At 58.5% G+C, this 15,554-nt stretch carries 14 protein-coding genes and 8 pseudogenes; 10 read left to right on the top strand and 12 right to left on the bottom strand.

Translation table 11 applies throughout. The annotated features are described in order from the left end of the window. Positions 1–16: 16 nt before the first annotated feature. The 3 genes from hflK to LC343_RS23185 all read right to left on the bottom strand — a co-directional run bounded on the left by hflK (position 17) and on the right by LC343_RS23185 (position 4,076). Positions 17–1,564: an FtsH protease activity modulator HflK gene (gene hflK, locus LC343_RS23195; RefSeq protein ID WP_223479541.1), complete on the bottom strand. Its 1,548-nt coding sequence runs from the start codon at positions 1,562–1,564 to the stop codon at positions 17–19. 329 nt (positions 1,565–1,893) lie between these two features. After that, entirely contained in the window at positions 1,894–3,351 is a 1,458-nt protein-coding gene (locus LC343_RS23190) for an ATP-binding protein (protein ID WP_223479540.1), read from the bottom strand. Continuing rightward, positions 3,348–4,076 (bottom strand): response regulator, encoded by a 729-nt coding sequence (locus LC343_RS23185; protein WP_223479539.1) that lies wholly within the window; start codon positions 4,074–4,076, stop codon positions 3,348–3,350. The genes LC343_RS23190 and LC343_RS23185 overlap by 4 nt, the downstream gene beginning before the upstream one ends. A gap of 257 nt (positions 4,077–4,333) precedes the next feature. On the opposite strand from LC343_RS23185, the pseudogene LC343_RS23180 reads away from it, so the two are divergent. Continuing rightward, a pseudogene (locus tag LC343_RS23180) lies at positions 4,334–4,684 on the top strand (IS3 family transposase); the annotation flags it as partial. Between the two features lie 146 nt (positions 4,685–4,830). On the opposite strand, the pseudogene LC343_RS23175 reads toward LC343_RS23180, so the two are convergent. Then, positions 4,831–5,171 (bottom strand): annotated as a pseudogene (locus tag LC343_RS23175) (IS110 family transposase); the annotation flags it as partial. A 244-nt stretch (positions 5,172–5,415) separates the two neighbouring features. On the opposite strand from LC343_RS23175, the pseudogene LC343_RS23170 reads away from it, so the two are divergent. Next, a pseudogene (locus LC343_RS23170) lies at positions 5,416–5,628 on the top strand (integrase core domain-containing protein); the annotation flags it as partial. Between the two features lie 271 nt (positions 5,629–5,899). On the opposite strand, the gene LC343_RS23165 reads toward LC343_RS23170, so the two are convergent. Further along, positions 5,900–6,313 (bottom strand): MerR family transcriptional regulator, encoded by a 414-nt coding sequence (locus LC343_RS23165; RefSeq protein WP_223479569.1) that lies wholly within the window; start codon positions 6,311–6,313, stop codon positions 5,900–5,902. Positions 6,314–6,797: 484 nt separating this feature from the next. On the opposite strand from LC343_RS23165, the pseudogene LC343_RS23155 reads away from it, so the two are divergent. Beyond that, positions 6,798–7,054 (top strand): annotated as a pseudogene (locus LC343_RS23155) (Mu transposase domain-containing protein); the annotation flags it as partial. Positions 7,055–7,116: 62 nt separating this feature from the next. Here LC343_RS23155 and LC343_RS23150 read toward each other — a convergent pair. From LC343_RS23150 to LC343_RS23140, 3 pseudogenes are all read right to left on the bottom strand, one after another. After that, positions 7,117–7,332: pseudogene (locus LC343_RS23150) on the bottom strand (IS3 family transposase); the annotation flags it as partial. 304 nt (positions 7,333–7,636) lie between these two features. Beyond that, positions 7,637–7,899, bottom strand: a pseudogene (locus LC343_RS23145) (transposase); the annotation flags it as partial. Positions 7,900–8,008: 109 nt separating this feature from the next. After that, positions 8,009–8,620: pseudogene (locus LC343_RS23140) on the bottom strand (transglutaminase-like cysteine peptidase). A 564-nt stretch (positions 8,621–9,184) separates the two neighbouring features. Between LC343_RS23140 and LC343_RS23135 the strand changes: the two are divergent. Next, positions 9,185–9,946, top strand: a complete 762-nt coding sequence (locus tag LC343_RS23135) for a cell wall hydrolase (protein ID WP_223479538.1) — start codon at positions 9,185–9,187, stop codon at positions 9,944–9,946. 289 nt (positions 9,947–10,235) lie between these two features. On the opposite strand, the gene LC343_RS23130 is transcribed toward LC343_RS23135, so the two are convergent. The 4 genes and pseudogenes from LC343_RS23130 to LC343_RS23115 all read right to left on the bottom strand — a co-directional run bounded on the left by LC343_RS23130 (position 10,236) and on the right by LC343_RS23115 (position 12,094). Next, positions 10,236–10,598, bottom strand: a complete 363-nt coding sequence (locus LC343_RS23130; RefSeq protein WP_223479537.1) for a SpoIIAA family protein — start codon at positions 10,596–10,598, stop codon at positions 10,236–10,238. After that, complete coding sequence (locus LC343_RS23125; RefSeq protein WP_223479536.1) at positions 10,579–11,535, bottom strand: cation diffusion facilitator family transporter; 957 nt, start codon at positions 11,533–11,535, stop codon at positions 10,579–10,581. The genes LC343_RS23130 and LC343_RS23125 overlap by 20 nt, the downstream gene beginning before the upstream one ends. A gap of 245 nt (positions 11,536–11,780) precedes the next feature. After that, a pseudogene (locus LC343_RS23120) lies at positions 11,781–11,960 on the bottom strand (IS630 family transposase); the annotation flags it as partial. After that, a complete protein-coding gene (locus LC343_RS23115; protein ID WP_223479535.1) occupies positions 11,882–12,094 on the bottom strand; it encodes a MerR family DNA-binding protein in 213 nt (70 codons plus the stop codon). The pseudogene LC343_RS23120 and the gene LC343_RS23115, both read right to left, overlap by 79 nt. Before the next feature lie 292 nt (positions 12,095–12,386). Here LC343_RS23115 and LC343_RS23110 point away from each other — a divergent pair, with 292 nt between their 5' ends. From LC343_RS23110 to LC343_RS23085, 6 genes are all read left to right on the top strand, one after another. Then, entirely contained in the window at positions 12,387–12,989 is a 603-nt protein-coding gene (locus LC343_RS23110) for an SCO family protein (protein ID WP_223479534.1), read from the top strand. Between the two features lie 5 nt (positions 12,990–12,994). Beyond that, positions 12,995–13,417, top strand: coding sequence for a disulfide bond formation protein B (locus LC343_RS23105; protein ID WP_223479533.1), 423 nt, complete (start codon positions 12,995–12,997; stop codon positions 13,415–13,417). Then, a complete protein-coding gene (locus tag LC343_RS23100) occupies positions 13,414–14,073 on the top strand; it encodes a DsbA family protein (RefSeq protein ID WP_223479532.1) in 660 nt (219 codons plus the stop codon). The genes LC343_RS23105 and LC343_RS23100 overlap by 4 nt, the downstream gene beginning before the upstream one ends. Positions 14,074–14,096: 23 nt before the next feature. Beyond that, positions 14,097–14,564 carry a copper chaperone PCu(A)C gene (locus LC343_RS23095; RefSeq protein ID WP_223479531.1) on the top strand — a complete coding sequence of 156 codons (468 nt, stop codon included), beginning with the start codon at positions 14,097–14,099 and terminating at the stop codon, positions 14,562–14,564. A 44-nt stretch (positions 14,565–14,608) separates the two neighbouring features. Continuing rightward, a complete protein-coding gene (locus LC343_RS23090) occupies positions 14,609–15,193 on the top strand; it encodes an SCO family protein (RefSeq protein ID WP_223479530.1) in 585 nt (194 codons plus the stop codon). 72 nt (positions 15,194–15,265) lie between these two features. Beyond that, positions 15,266–15,554 (top strand): DUF411 domain-containing protein (locus LC343_RS23085; RefSeq protein ID WP_274385137.1); only part of this gene is annotated, 289 nt, incomplete at its 3' end.

Raw genomic sequence — 15,554 nt, 5'->3', positions numbered from 1 at the left:
TCGTCCTCGCCCGTCCCTATTGCATTGGGGGCAGCAGTTGAGCCTTATCCGGTTGTGTTATCCAAAGATCCGTCGATTGCGGTATGATCGTCGGGTCCATCACGAATTTCTTGGCGCCAGCCAGCGATTTCTCCACGGCCTCGAGGTAGAGGCGCTGGCGGGTGATATCCGGCGCCGCCGCGTAGGCTTGTCGCCGGGATTCGAAATTCGCGGCATCTCCAGCGGATGAGGCGAGCTTTTCAGCGGCATAGGCTCGCGCAGCTTGCCGCGCAGTGTCGGCGTCGCCGCGCGCGGTCGGAAAAACCTCGTTACGGTAGGCGAGCGCCTCGTTGACGAAGGTGTTGCGATCTTCCCGCGCGCTCGCGACGTCGCGAAATGCATCAGCCACTTCGGGAGGCGGCGCGCTCTCGAGCAATTGCACGCCGACGATCCGGATCCCCGCAGCACTCCGGTCGAGCGACGCCTGGGCAGCCTTCACGGCTTTTTCCTGTATGGCGGTCTTGTCGACCGTGAGGATAGCGTCAACCGCGTCCTCACCAACGCTCTGACGCAGGGCTCCCACGCCGGCCTGGAGGACGAGGTCGTCCGGCGCGGATACACTGAGAACGAATGCCGAAGCGTCGCCGACTGAGAACTGAATGCTCGCCCGGACAGAGATGAGGTTCTCGTCGCCCGTCAGCATCTGCAGAGGGCCGGTCTCGATTCGTCTCACCAGATCGAGCGCAACCACGTCGACGGTCTCGATCGGGCTTGGCCAGCGATAGTGCATTCCAGGCCCCGCCTCTTCGATCACCTTTCCGAAGCGCCTCACCACCGCTACTTCCCCAGGCTGGATCGTGTAGATGCCGGTCAAGAAATAGAGAGCTATCAAGGCGAGCGATGCGATAGGAACATAAATGCGAAACCAGCCGCGGCTAGGGAGGTGACCGTGTGCGTCCTCGGCTTCCACTTGCAGCTGCTCACGATGCCGCAGCGCAGTGATCGCAGCAGCGGCGATCTCAAATCCAGAGAGAAAAATCATGACGACGACGATGGCCGCTGCAGCCGTGTCCAGGTTCTCCAGGCCGAGAGCGGCACCTCCCAAGCCTGCGACAACGACAATCGACGCATAAATGTCTACTCGAGAGTGGTAGCCGCTGGCAATCAATGCCGGGGAATCTGTCTGGCGGCCCACATAGAGCTTGTACCGGGCTATGACGTAGGCGACCACGACGGTAACGAGAGAGGCGAGGGTGATAGGCCCAAGGTTCCTCAAGTCGGGAGGTTCGCCTGCAAGGACCTCCCCGACAATGTCCAGCCCGACATAGAAGATCGCCGCCGAAACAAGGAGCGCCACCCAATTTTCCACGGCACGAGCCCCGTTTTGCGCGGCTGCCGCCAGCTTCGTACGGCTCAGGAACAGACCTATCAGAACGAATACGCCGATCGCGAGATCCGCGAGGGAATGGATGGCGCTGGACCGGAGGGCCAGGCTTCCGGAAGCTGCTGATAACCAGAACTTGAAAAGGATCAGAAGTCCGTTGATGAGAATCGTAACGAATACGGTGCGCTCTTTACGATCCATCGTCTGTCGACTCTCGCGAAATGGAACCAGCTTCGGCGGCCACGACGCTCCTTCGGGGGAAAGGGCGAGACAAAGGGGGGCTGGGTCAACAGCGTCGGAGAACGGCTGACGACATCTCCCTTTGTTCACAACCGAACGGAGAGCCACGGTGCTGCCCTGCACATACACGACAGAATTTACAGGAGTTCGTCGCAACCTGGCCCGGACATGGCGGATTTTGTCAGCACAGGACTTCTGACACATTCTGCAACACTTTTCTAAAGCGTCGCCCCTCAGCTGACGCGGAAGCGATCATTCCAATCCGTCAGTCACCGGCGCATTGAAGCCGGCTACTTGCGTGGCTGGCGAGATCGATGCCTTGGGGCGGCCCCGCGATTGGCGACGTTGGTCCCTACTGGCATCAGGACCCGTACGCAAAGACCGCCAGCTTCGCCGCGGTTTTCCAGTTGGATAGATCCGCCGTGCATGTCCAGAGCCATCTGGGCGATGGCCAGTCCAAGGCCCGCGCCGCCGGTGTTGCGGTTCCTTGAGCTTTCAATGCGGTAGAACGGTTGGAATATGCGCTCCAACTCTTCATCCGGGACTCCGGGACCTTGATCGGTGATGCTGATGTCGATCATCCCTTCCTTGGCCTTGGCAACCACATGAGCGCGCTCCCCATATTTGACCGCGTTGTCGATGAGATTGGACAACGCTCGCTTCAAAGCCAGTGGGCGGCATGCAGCGACGATTGTGCCGCAAGGTACAAAGCTGACGTCGTGCCCGATGTCCGAAAAATCGCTGCAGATCGCCTCCAATAGGGATCCGATATCCGTTGCCTGCGGTTCCTCCTGCGCGGTGCCCTCCCTGGCAAAAGCCAGCGTGGAGGCAAGCATCGCGTCCATCTCCTCGATCGCCGCGAGGATCCGATGCCGGACCTCGGAATCGCCCAAACTCTCCGCCCGAAGTCGAATTGTCGTCAGCGGTGTACGCAAATCGTGAGAGATGGCCCCGAGCATTTGGGCCCGCCCTTCGATCGTCTGAAGGACCCGCTTCTGCATGTTGTTGAACGCCCGGGCGGCTTCCCGGACTTCACTCGGACCTGTCTCGGGCAAGGACGGCGCATAGACATTCCGAGCGAAAGCGGTGGCGGCGTGTGCAAACAGTGCCAGTGGGCTCGACATCTTCCTGATGGCCCACAGGGAAAGCGTCAGTACGATAACCAAGAAGGTACCGGTAACCGCCAGCTGTCGCTCCCACCCAGGCGCCGACGCCAGCGGCATCGACGTCGAGAAATTGAGCCTTTGCCCTTCTGACAGCGGAACCGAGACCAGGACAGCTTGGTCGCGGTCATGTCCATAGGCGAGGCGACTGAGCCGCGAAACCAGCCAGCGGCGCCAGCCATCTGGCGCAAGCGGCGTATTGCCGGGGTTAGCGTCGGTTATGTCCACCGATATCGGTTCGCCCGTGCCCGGTCGAACCTGTCGCAACAACAGGTCGGCTAGCGTGCTGTTCCTGGTGCCAATAGGTTGAAGCCTATCGCTGGTGTTGTCCTGTGTTATTCGGACGTTGAACAGGTGGCCATCGGAGGAACGAACGATCCGATCCCTCCATTCGCTTGGAACGTCTGAAACAATATTCGCAATAGACGCAATATGCTGGGCGATGTGTTGCTCTTCTGTGCGCGTCAGCGACTCAACTCGATCTTCCGACAGTACGAGCAGGGTGACGATATGTGTCGCAATAAGGCCCGTCACAAGAATGGCAACTGTCCGGCCGCTCAGGCTTTTCGGGAGCAGAACGATCATCCACGCGACACGTCGGCTGCAAATACATAGCCGTCGCCCCACACGGTCTTGAGGATTTGTGGGTTTTGGGGATCCTCTTCGATCTTCCGCCGCAACCTGCTGATCCGGGTGTCGATGCTGCGATCAATGAATTCGGACTCACGGCCCCGGGTCAAATCGAGGAGTTGATCTCGCGTGAGCACAATCTGAGGCCGCTCAACGAATACTTTCAGCAGGCTAAATTCGGCAGTGCTCAAGGAAAGCAACGCATCATCTGTCGACTTCAGAGAGCGTGTCGCTGTGTCGAATGTCCATCGGTCGAACCGCCACACGCACGCAGTTTGGCTTCGCGTTCCTGCGTGAACGGATCGCGTCCTTCTAAGAACCGCGCGGATTCGGGCCACGAGTTCCCTGCCGCCGAAAGGCTTTGTCAGATAGTCGTCAGCGCCCATCTCGAGACCGAGGACACGATCAAATTCGTCGCCTTTCGCGGTGAGCATGACAACTGGTATATTAGTCGTGGCTCTGAGATCGCGACAAAGGGTGAGCCCGTCCTCTCCTGGCAACATGAGATCGAGAACGACAAGGTCGACGCTGCTTTCGATGAGCTGCCGACGCATCTGTCGTCCATCCGCTGCTGCGCTGACGCGATATCCTTCTTTGGCGAGCAGCCCGGCGACCAGATCTCGAATATCCTGATGGTCATCAACCACTAGGATATGACCGTTCAAAACATCCACTGACACACAGGTCACTCCCTGATCGCTAGCACAGGGTGAGCGACGTTTGCGGGCTACCCGTCTCAGCCGATCGATAAGTCTCACTCCAACCTAACGTACAATCTCAAGCTGCTAGAGATTCAAGAGGGTTCTGACGTAGGTCGCCGCGTTAGTTTGACTCACTGGCAAGAGCGAGGACGAGGGACTATTCGTTCATGCATCCCGACCGTCTTGCGGCTGCAGAATGCTCGATACGCTATCACAAAGTAGTCTACACATAGGGCGGGCATCGCCGCCTGCATCTACTTTTGAAGCGGGAGGGCGTCACGGTGAACTGGAAGAGGCTCTACCGGATTCATAAGGAAGAGCGGCTGACGGCCCGAAAACGTGGCGAGCGCAAACGGGCTTTGGGCACGAGAGCGCCGATGGCCATTCCGCAGGATCCAAACCAGAGATGGTCACTCGACTTAGTGTCGGACGCGTTGGTCGACAACTCGATCTCGGGAGAACGAGTCACTCGCGAACTGGACGCGATCGCCGAACGGCGCGGCTACAGCTGCATGGCGGTCAGCGACGATGGCACGGAGTTGACGTCAAACGCCATGCTTGCCTGGCAACAGAACCGCAGCGTTCAGTAGCATTACATCGCGCCCGGAAAGCCCATGCAGACGGATGTTGTTGAATAGTCCCTTCTGTTCACAGAACGGGCTTTTCCGCCGCCTTTTTACTTTTCGGCCGAGTTCGCCATCGCGAGGTGAGATCGACGTACGCCGCTTCGGCCTTCTGGGACCCAGACCTCCGGCAGGAAGCCCGAGGCATAGCGCTTGGCCAGGACCGTTGCGTCGATCGTGTCGGTCTTCACCTTCGTATGGGCGATCATGTGCACCTGTTTGGGATTGGCGATCACGATGCGATCGACGTAAGGCGACAGCACTTCGGCGACGGCACGGCATTCCCAGTTGCCTCGATCACAACATGATCGTCGTGGGTGAGTTCCCTTCTGGCGAACTCCTCAAGTTTATTGCGCAGCATCTGAACGCGACCGAGCTTGATGATCTCGCCATCAAGCAACGACACGACTTCGGCGGCTACGCGGTGTATGTCCATGCCGATAAAGCGCATGGTTCCCTTCATCGTTGGTCACGAATAGGGAGCCAGCGGGCAACACGACAAATACGGATCCGCGCTCGCAGCGCATCCGGGCGAGTCGTAGGGGCGGCCAGATAACGTGCTCGAACTCTCAGTTCATCTGCATACGACGGCCTGCCCGCACTTGCGTGCTCCCGGTGCCCCGTGGTCCGGATGTACCAAGCCTACCTGACCCGGCGACCGAACAAACGCTGGCACCGAGAACAACATGCCGGACAATTGCTTTGTCGAAAGCTTCAACAGGCGCCTGAGGGACGAATGCTTGAACGAGCATCTGCTCCGCAGCTACCGCCTCGCTCGCGAGATCATCGAAGACTGGAGGATCGACAACAACCTGCACCAGCCCCGCACGAGCCTCGACGGGCTCACGCCGAACGAGTTTGCAACCCGATCCGCAATGGACCACAACGTGAACAAGGCTTGCCTATGAATGGGTAGATTCAGGGGAGCAGATCAATGAATGCGCCAGCGCGGCGGCGCCATTCAATGAACGTGAACCGACCGATGGACAAAGGACATTTTGGGCGCTGAAGCCGCTAAGCATGCGCGATGTCGAAAGTGATATTTGGACTCAATTTTTACAGTTTCGACCCAATCGCTATTCATCGCGAGGAATGTTTTCTTCAGGAGGCCTTCGTGGCCGACCTTTGAAGATAGCACAACCATTTAGATGAGGAACATCTTCGGTGTCGATGGATGTGTTAGTGTTCGCCCACACACAGGTCGTGGTTGGCCAGAGACTGCAGAACGTAACAATCTTTGACTTGGTCATCATGACTCCGCGACGTCATGCGATCCAGTTCCGTCTCCAAGAGACGCAGCCTAGCAAGCTTGCCTCGAACAGACGCTAGTTGTCGAATGGCAATCGCATCGGCGCTAACGCATGGCTGGTTGGGGTGCGCGCTCAACTCCAACAATTCCCGGATGGCCTCGATCGTGAACCCGAGATCGCGAGCGTGCTTGATGAAGGATAAGCGTTCCCGATCATGCGATTCATACCTCCTCTGGTTGCCTGCCGAGCGTTCGGCAACAGCCATAAGGCCCATCTGCTCGTAGTATCGAATTGTCGGGATCTTGACGCCTGCCGCACGCGCAAGTTGTCCAATCGTAAGCATCTCTAACTCCAGCTTCTTCACATAATATGCCGCATGGCTTTTCTCTGCAATGTGCACAATTGCCGCATTCATTGCGGTTCCCAGAAAGCAATGACACGCTTCAAAAGGCTAGAGCGCGTGCCGCGATCGATGAATCGATTGTGAGGCGACTGCTGCATTGTGTTCTGATTCAAGGTCCATCTCAACGGAGGTGTACGATGGGAATAGCACTCAGCGAGGATCTTCGGTCGTGGGTCTCGAAGGCCTCGGCCAACGGCATATCGACGAGGCAGGCGGCGACACGGTTCCGAGTGGGCGTATCGAGCGCGATCCGCTGGATCGCAGGGCAAAGAACGGGGAGACGACGCCCCGGCCACAGGGTTGGCGCCGTGCCTCGCGGCTTGATGCCCATGAAGCCTTCATCGTCGGGCTGATCGGTGAGCGCAAGGACATCACGCTGAAGGAGATGGTTGAGCGGCTTTGGGTCGAGCGTTCGGTGCAGATCAGCCGCTACAGCGTTTCGGCATCCTTCACCAACCGGCCGGTGAGCCTGCGTGTTTACCCCGAGAGGATTGTCGTCGCCACGGAAGGTCAGATCATTTGCGAGCACAGCCGCGTCATCGACCGTTCTCATGCCCGGCCCGGACAGACCATTTACTACTGGCGGCATTATCTGGCCGTCGTTCAACGCGGGCCGGGTGCTGTTCGCAACGGCGCCCCTTTGTCGAGCTTCCTGATGCCTTCAGGACATCAAAGCAGCATCACTGCTACATCCTTTAGACCGGAAACGACAGTGGCCTGCTGCCGGTTTTTCGGACACCAAGTTAAGCTAACATAGCTTTCTCCTCGAACTCGACGGGGGGCATATAGCCCAATGTCGAGTGCCGTCGCCGGGGATTGTAGAAGCGCTCGATGTAATCGAACACGTCGGCCCTGGCGTCATCCCTCGTCCTGTAGACCTTGCGGGCTGTCCGCTCGGTTTTCAGTGACCAGAAGAAGCTCTCCATCGCAGCATTGTCCCAAACGTTGACCGACCGGCTATGCATGGTCGAACCAATGTAGATTGCCGCAGCGCCGGGGATTGACCATCTTCAAAGCTGGCTGGTCACCGCTGGTAGTCTTCATCATGGCATCTCCTCCGTTCATCCAGGAGGGGCTGGGTCGTGCAAGTCCGTCATCTTCCTAACCGGGATCACCGTCGAAGCGGCGTCACCATTCTCAAGTGCGCATCGGCCCATGTCCACGTTTTTTAACGGGGTCGAATGCCTCCAATAAGCCATCGGCAACTCCCCTCCACGTCCAAGAGTAGCAGGTGTTTCTACCGCGCACAGGCGGGCCACGGCCCTGCGACGTTTTTAGGATGTCGCGCTCCGCCTTCAGCTTCGCCACTTCCTTGCGCAGCCGATCGATCTCTTGCTGGTCCGGCTTCATCTGCCCATGGCCTGGATAGGCGTGCTGCGGATCGCCCGATAGCTCGCGCACCCATTTGCGCAGCACATTCTCGTAGACATCAAGGTCGCGGGCCGCCTGCGCCACCGCAACGCCCGGTCCTTCACCAGCCTCACCGCCTCAAGCTTGAACTCGTGGCTGAACTTCCTTCTCTGCATTCCAACTCTCCAGTTCCGTCAAACACCTTATCTCGGTGTCCACGAAACCGGCAGCAGGCCAGTTCGAGAGATCTTATAGCGCGGGTTAAATTCGAAATTTCCGCAAAGGTTAATCCACCGCCCCTACAAGTGGTTCCTGTCCTACGCGAATAGTAACCCATCGTCCCGCGTGTTTCGTGTCTTGGCGCTTCAGGTATTTGTAATCTGTAGATCGCCACAGGCGCACGCGGTCGTCCAGATTGTCGAGTACGAAGTCTCCATTGTCGGTGCGTACCGTGAGGACGGCGTGTCCCTCACCGTCCGGCTTCCGAACAACTGTGAGGAGTAGATTCCCGGGGGGCAGGCCCGCACCGCTCAGACGTTTCCTTTTCTCGAGGGCGTAATCTTCGCAGTCGCCGCTCCCCTCCGGATAGGCCCAGACCTCCTCGCTACCGTAATTGTCCAAATCACTAACCGGCTTCACGGCCCAATTGACCTCGACGGTTGTGACCGTGAGCTTGTCTATGAGCCATTGAGAAAGATTCGCTGGAAGGACGTGCGAGGGCTAAGCAGCGCATTCTTCCGGTATTCGCCTACAGAGTTCATAATGTCCGATCGGCTGAGACGTGAGGTCGCCGACCTCCATAAAGTCTTGCGATTCCGCCGCATGAGACACGGCTTGTCCAGCCACTAGAATCAGGACGTTTCCGAATGAAGTTAGTAGTGTACAATTTAGGTCCATTCCTCACCCGATTCCTCATACTAAGGAAATATTAATTTTCGGTGAGTTCGCGTGTCAATGGATCGACGAAGCACCAGCTTGCCGTTGTCTCCTTCATCACGAATGTACCAGCTGAACGCTACGGCGCACTCAAGCGTGAAACAGCTCCATTGCGGCGGAGTGACCAAAGGTCCCGCATCGTCGTCACGGATTTGCCGGAATGGCATTGCAACCGACTCCACACTGGTGAACGCCTCTTCTCTTAGTGATTCGTTAAGGTTAACGATGGATTGTCGAGGCTCGCGAACACACGGAGGTAGCGTGTTCAATACAAGGAGCCGGTTAGCGAGCGTGGCACGAAAGCTCGCGGGGCATGTAACTGTATTGCTTTTAATAGGGGGCACGGTGACCCTCGCCATACCCACACGGGCAGCTCGCCCTCTGCACACTACCGCAGCACTAAACCTGGCATCAATCGCATCGCCCCTACGACCCGGAGGAAGGTTTCCCGACACCGCGTCGCGGATCAACCGAATGGAAAAGACGTCACGTCCGAGTCCCATCGGATTGCAACTAAGAGGGTCGTTGACCGATCTCGCACCCCGGGACCAGAACTTCTTTCGTCCCTCTGATCCAATGCTCCAACAGTTCGAAAAATCTGAGCCATCGGATCCCCAAATTGCAATCGCGCGTGCATTTCATTCCCCCGACCACGATCGATACGACGGAGTTCCGGATGTCCTCAAGAACTTGGTCACCAATGATCGCGCTGATTCTTTGGCGACCGCTTACGCTCCTGCCGAGCCGGAACATTATGTTCTTTCGGCATTCGACAGTCTGTTCGCCAAGACAAAAAATAAGGAGGACAGATTCATACCGCCGGCAATCGAGGGGGATCATGAGTGGCTTCAAAAACCTCTCCCTGCCAAGACGTTCGCGGCGGATGAGCAAAAATGTCTCACCGACGGAATCTACTTCGAAGCGCGAGGAGAGTCTCCAAAGGGTCAAGCGGCGGTCGCACAAGTCATCTTGAACCGCGTCCGAAACCCCACCTTTCCGAACACGGTTTGTGATGTTGTGTATCAGAACGCCGAGGTCTTGAACCGCTGCCAGTTTTCGTTCGCATGCGATGGACTTCCTGAACAAGTTGCAAATAGATCAGCGTATGAACTCGCCGAGCAAATCGCGATGGCGGTCACTGCCGGAAAAATATTCATTTCCGACGTCGCGTCAGCAACCCACTATTTTGCGGATTATGTAAGACCCAGCTGGGCCGATGCTATGGAGAATGTAGCAAACATCGGAGCCCATCGTTTCTATCGAACCTACGGCGGCGGATGGAGCTAGAAACGTTGGCTCGACAAGGATCGATAGGTCCACCAAATGCGGTCCTCTAAGGACTTTCGGCAACAAATCACCAAGCTGCAGCTACGGTGCATCCCACCGCTGATTTCATCCTAGCCGTCCCGTTTTGTGGTGGTATCAGAGAGTATACCTTTGGCGAGGCACTTGTTCCACAACGGTCTCCGAAGTCGTTTTATTACCGCTGATGTCGGCGCCACCACTTGGAAGACGACAATCAGCAGCATATTTAGGGGGAAATGGAGCCGTCAGAAGAAATCAGTTCATCAGCAAATTATTCACCGCGCGCCCAGTTGCCCGCATTTTCGTGTTCGCGGGCGCTAAACCAGCGGATCTCGGAGCGGGTTAAGGTACTAGCTAACTTTGTGCCCCAATCCATCCACGCCTCATCACCAATCACGGCTATGCGGGAGAAATCATTTCTATGCGACGTGTCCATTCGGAAATCCTCTAGCGCCGCGAACAGCCCCGCATAACCGTCGAAATTCGTTAGATCAACAACGAGGCCAAGCCTCTCCGATTCGGCAAGGCGTCCGTGCAATAGCGCATGAATGCACTTCATGTCTCTTTCGGTAAGCTTACCGTCGCATGCGATGCCGATCACGTCGTCATTATCCTTAAGTGTCTCGGTGTACATGTCTTTCCTCCTTTTGTGCCGCTCCGCCATGGCCGTAAAGGTCGGCATTCTGGTGCGCGTTATCCTCGCGTTCGAATTCGAGGCTGGAATGGGCGATGCCGAAACTATCTCCTAGCCGCTTCTTCATGGCGCTCTTGACCGCTTCGATCTGCATCCATCCGTCGGCCGTGAGGACCACGTGGCAGTCGAGCGCCGCTTCGTGCTCCTGCATTTGCCAGAGATGCACGTGGTGAACGTCGGACACCCCTTCGGCGCTTCGCATCGCCTCAATGACGGCCGCGTTGTCGATGTCTGGCGGGCTCCCCAGCATCAGGGTTCGCGCTGGTCCGCCGATCTCGGTCACGGCGAGGTAGAGAATGTAGAGCGCAATGCCGATGGTGATAGCAGGATCGACCCACCGCATGTCGTAGAGGATGATCAGCGAGCCGCCGACGATGACCGCGACGGAGGCAAGCGCGTCTGACAAGTTGTGTAAGAAGAGCGCACGGATGTTCACGCTGCCTTTCTGCATCGAGTACGTCAGGAGCGCGGTCAACGTGTCCACGAGGAGTGCCACACCACCGAGGATCACCACGGTCCAGCCCTGGACTTCGGGAGGATCGATCATCCGCATGCCGCCCTCGTAGATCAGGTAGACGCCTACGAGGATCAGCGTCGTGTAATTGATCAGTGCCGCAACGATCTCGATCCGCCCGTAGCCGAAAGTCATGCGCTCATCCGGCGGCCGCCTTGCTATCTTGCGCGCGACGAAGGCGATGACCAGCGACGCCATGTCCGAGAAATTGTGCAGAGCGTCGGCGATCAGGGCGAGACTGCCTGCTAGGATGCCGCCTGCGATCTGCACAACGGTCAGAAGCCCGTTCGCCCAAATAGCGATCGAGACGCGTCGATCGCCGGATGCGGGGTCGATATGGGCGTGGCCGTGATCATGTGGCATGGTTTGTTTCCCCATGACTGCGTTTCGTTAGAGCGAGACCCGGAACGCGCGGCAATTGGCCGTTCTAGATCCTGTCGACGCGTCTGTTCATCCAGTGGCGGATGATGCGACGATAGAGCCAGTCGTGCAGAATTTCGAAATCATCAAGATGCTTTAGTTAGAAGTCGTCGGGCGCATAGAAGTTCCGAAGTCGCGGGCGATGCCGGTCTTCTGATTGCAGGTATCGCACCCGGTCCACTGGAGCGTCGCAGCGCTCGTGCAAGGGCGCTGCGGCAGATCTGCACCGAACGCTCGACCCATAGCCGCTCAACCATCTCCTTCAGCGTGATGTCCTTGCGCTCACCGATCAGCCCGACGATGAAGGCTTTATGGGCATCAAGCCGCGAGGCACGGCGCCAACCCTGTGGCCGGGGCAGCGTCTCCCCCGACGGCGGGCAATCGCATCGGCCTCGTCGCGGGACTGTTCCGGATGGTCGCGGAGATCTAGGAGTTCTCGGATCGCATCGAGCGAGAAAGTTGCCGCGATGGCGAATGAATGACAGCCAGTAAAGTTGGCCATCCCCTGAGCGGCGTTGCCCGCCCTCCATAAGGTCCGGCTACGGCGTGAGCCCGATCTACTAGCAAGACCGGATTGTTTGCATCTTCGTGCCGGTCTTCGCCAGACTTTCGGTCGGCAGGATATTTGCTCTCCCCGAAACGTACAGCCCTGTAGAACTGACGGCGCGGCATTACAAGGATTGTAGTCACGATCGTGTGACCTCCTGCCGCAGCCCGACAATCAAGCTTGAATCTACAGCAGCTAGAGGATGTAAGCGCCGGAACAATCGAGAATTAATGTTAGGCAGACCAAATTGTCCCTCGCATCGGCAAGAAAAATTCTCTGGGTCCTGGTGGCCATTGCAGCTCTCGTGTTCGGATGGCTACTGCTCTGGTCCGACTATCGCGCCGACAGAGCGCAAACAGAGACCGATCCAGCGTTCGTCGCGGAGTTCGAACTGACCGATCATCAGGGTATTGTACGCACGGAAGACGATTTTGCGGGCCGCTGGATGCTAGTTTTCTTCGGCTTTACCAACTGTCCCGATGTCTGCCCTATGACACTTGCGGAGGTGTCGGCCGTCATGGATGGCCTGGGCGAGGATGCCGAAAGAGTCCAACCGATCTTTATCTCGATTGATCCCGAACGGGACACTCCGAAGGCTCTTGCAGAATACGTTCCTCTGTTCGATGCCAGCATCATCGGGTTGACCGGCACGCCTGAGCAAATCGCCAAGACCTCAGAAACCTTCCCGATCTTTTTCGAACGCATTGAAGAGGCCGGGGCCCCCGACGGCTACACAATGAGCCACACGTCGCATCTGTTCCTCTTCGACACCGAGGCAGGATTCGCCGACTCCTGGGCGTACGGCACGCCTGCAGAAGAGATCCTCGCCGACCTGGGAGAAAGGATCTGACCGACATGACCCGCATATCCGGAGAAACGGCTCTCGGGCTGGCGTGGGTGATCGCTCTCACGGCCTCGCTCACCGTGCTCTTCATCGGCGAGGTGCTGGGGCAGACACCCTGTATGCTCTGCTGGTTCCAACGTGCCTTCATGTTCCCGCTTCCCGTCATCCTAGGGCTCGGCCTCTGGTGGCACGACGGTCGCGTGGGGCGATATGGCATCGCGCTTGCGCTCGGCGGGGGCGCGGTCGCGCTCTGGCACCTGGGCCTCTACGCAGGGTTGATCCCCGAGCGCATCCAGCCCTGCGCGGCCACCGGTCCGTCCTGCACCAATGACAACCAGTTGGTCTTCGGTATTCCGATCCCGCTGATGGCGCTCGCCGCCTTTACCCTGATCGGCGTGCTTTCGGCCCTCTCCCTGAAGGATATGCATTCATGAACCGACGCGGCCTGATCCTCTCCGTTCTTGCATTTGGCGTCGCCGGTTTCGGCGGCGCGACCTGGTATGTGACACGCCCCGGTCCAGAGGCGGAGGCCGCGCGTGTCTCCCCGGAACAGTCGGATGCGCTGATCCGGCCCTACTCGCCCGTTCTCGGCCCCGAGGATGCAGCCGTCACCATCGTCGAGTTCTTTGACCCCGCCTGCGAGGCCTGCCGTGCCTTCTTTCCGGTCGTGGATGACATCATGGCAGAGCATGGGGATGCCGTTCGCGTGATCATCCGTTATACGCCCTTCCACGGCCAGGCGTCGGAGGAAGCGATCCGTGTCCTCGAGGCCGCACGCATGCAGGGCGTCTTCGAGCCGGTTCTAGAGGCTGTCCTGCGGGAACAACCGAGATGGGCGTCGCACGGGGCACCCGAGCCGGGCCTGATCCTGGAGATTGCAGCAACAGCGGGCCTCGATGCGGAGGCAGCCCGCACACAGATGCTTGCGCCGGGAGTAATGGCGATCCTGAATCAGGACCGCGCCGACGTCGAGGCTGTCGGCGTTCGCCGCACGCCGACGTTCTTCGTGAATGGCAAGCCGCTCGACCCGTTCGGCGAGTCCGAATTGCGGAGCCTGGTGGCGGCGGAAGTCGCAGCGGCGCAGAGATGAATCGAGAAAAAGGTAAGAACAGAATGAGAGCCTTGATTGTCACCGGCGGCCTGACAGCGCTTTTGTCATTGGCGGCGGCTTCGACGCCTGCGCTGGCTGGATCAGAGGATGTGGTCGTCGAAGGCGCGTGGTCCCGCGCGTCCATCGGCACAACCCGCCCGGGTGCGGCCTACATGACGATCCGTAACACCGGCGACGCGCCGGTAGCGCTGACCGGTATCGCGACGCCGCTCGCCATGATGTCCGAGATCCACGAGACGAGCACCAATGCCGTGGGCGTGACTGCTATGACCCCGGCCGGCGAGATCATCATCGCGCCGGGCGGGAGCGTGGCGCTGGAACCGGGCGGTCTGCACGTGATGCTGATGCAGTTGCAGACGCCGATGATGGAAGGCCAGGCCTTTCCGCTGACGTTGCTTTTTGACGACGGAGGCGAGATGACCGTCGAAGTGCCGATCCTCAGCATCGCCGCGCGCGGTCCGGGCGACTGATGTGGCGACGGAAGATTCTAGGATTCGGCGCCGCAGGTGCCGGAGTGCTTGTCTTCGCGCTGTTCATCGGCTGGTGGCAGGTAGACGGACCTGGTTCGCCCGAACCGGCAGGCCAAATGCCTATTGCCCTCTCCGCCATGGATTTCAGCCTGACGGATCACGAAGGAAAGGAGGTCGGGCCGGGAACCCTAGTCGGGCGCCCCTCCATGGTATTCTTCGGCTTCACCTACTGCCCCGACGTCTGCCCGACCACGCTTTCTGACATCTCCGGCTGGCTGGACGATCTAGGGGAAGAGGCCGAGGTTATGAACGTGGTCTTCATCACCGTCGACCCGGAGCGCGACACCGTTGAAGCGATGGCGGAGTATGTCGGCCATTTCCATTCGGCGATCCGGGGCTGGACCGGCGAAGATGAGGAAATCGAGGCGGCCGCGCGCAGCTTTCGCGCGAGCTACGAGCGGGTGCCGACCGAGGGTGGCAATTACACGATGAACCACACCGCCAGCGTATTCTTGTTTGACGCTGTGGGGCGGTTCGTCACCACGATCGACTATCACGAGCCGCGTGAATTCGCCGTGCCAAAGATAAAGCGGGCGTTGAAGGAGATTGCAAAACCTGAAACGTCCTAGCACTGCGTACATACTCTCGCAGACCGAAATCGCAGCGAGATTGCTTGAACGACAACCGAAAGGTCCTAATCCATGAAATTGCTACTCCCTGTTCTGGCCCTCACTGCAATTCCAGCGATGCAGGCCTACGCACAGACAACATCTATCGGGGTCTACAAGACGAACGGCTGTGGCTGCTGTCTCTTTTGGATGGAACACCTCGAAGAGAATGGCTTCACACCAACAAGCGAAGACATGTTCATGGGCTCTCTAGCGCAGTTTAAGCTCGATAACGACGTGCCGCGGCGCATGGTCTCTTGTCACACCGCGCTCGTCGATGGCTACGTGATCGAAGGCCACGTGCCGGCTGCCGACATCCGCC

This window comes from Oricola indica, from assembly GCF_019966595.1.
Classification (GTDB): Bacteria; Pseudomonadota; Alphaproteobacteria; order Rhizobiales; family Rhizobiaceae; genus Oricola; species Oricola indica.
The sequence above is the reverse complement of the archived record's forward strand: the minus strand, read 5'-3'. Positions and strand labels throughout refer to the sequence as shown.

Excerpts from the sequence above, each read along its gene's own strand:
- LC343_RS23190 (WP_223479540.1), bottom strand. The coding sequence starts at position 3,351 with ATGATCGTTCTGCTCCCGAAAAGCCTGAGCGGCCGGACAGTTGCCATT.
- LC343_RS23095 (WP_223479531.1), top strand. The coding sequence starts at position 14,097 with ATGAGAGCCTTGATTGTCACCGGCGGCCTGACAGCGCTTTTGTCATTG.
- LC343_RS23115 (WP_223479535.1), bottom strand. The coding sequence starts at position 12,094 with ATGGCCAACTTTACTGGCTGTCATTCATTCGCCATCGCGGCAACTTTC.
- LC343_RS23125 (WP_223479536.1), bottom strand. The coding sequence starts at position 11,535 with ATGCCACATGATCACGGCCACGCCCATATCGACCCCGCATCCGGCGAT.
- hflK (WP_223479541.1), bottom strand. The coding sequence starts at position 1,564 with ATGGATCGTAAAGAGCGCACCGTATTCGTTACGATTCTCATCAACGGA.
- LC343_RS23105 (WP_223479533.1), top strand. The coding sequence starts at position 12,995 with ATGACCCGCATATCCGGAGAAACGGCTCTCGGGCTGGCGTGGGTGATC.
- LC343_RS23165 (WP_223479569.1), bottom strand. The coding sequence starts at position 6,313 with ATGCTTACGATTGGACAACTTGCGCGTGCGGCAGGCGTCAAGATCCCG.
- LC343_RS23100 (WP_223479532.1), top strand. The coding sequence starts at position 13,414 with ATGAACCGACGCGGCCTGATCCTCTCCGTTCTTGCATTTGGCGTCGCC.
- LC343_RS23130 (WP_223479537.1), bottom strand. The coding sequence starts at position 10,598 with ATGTACACCGAGACACTTAAGGATAATGACGACGTGATCGGCATCGCA.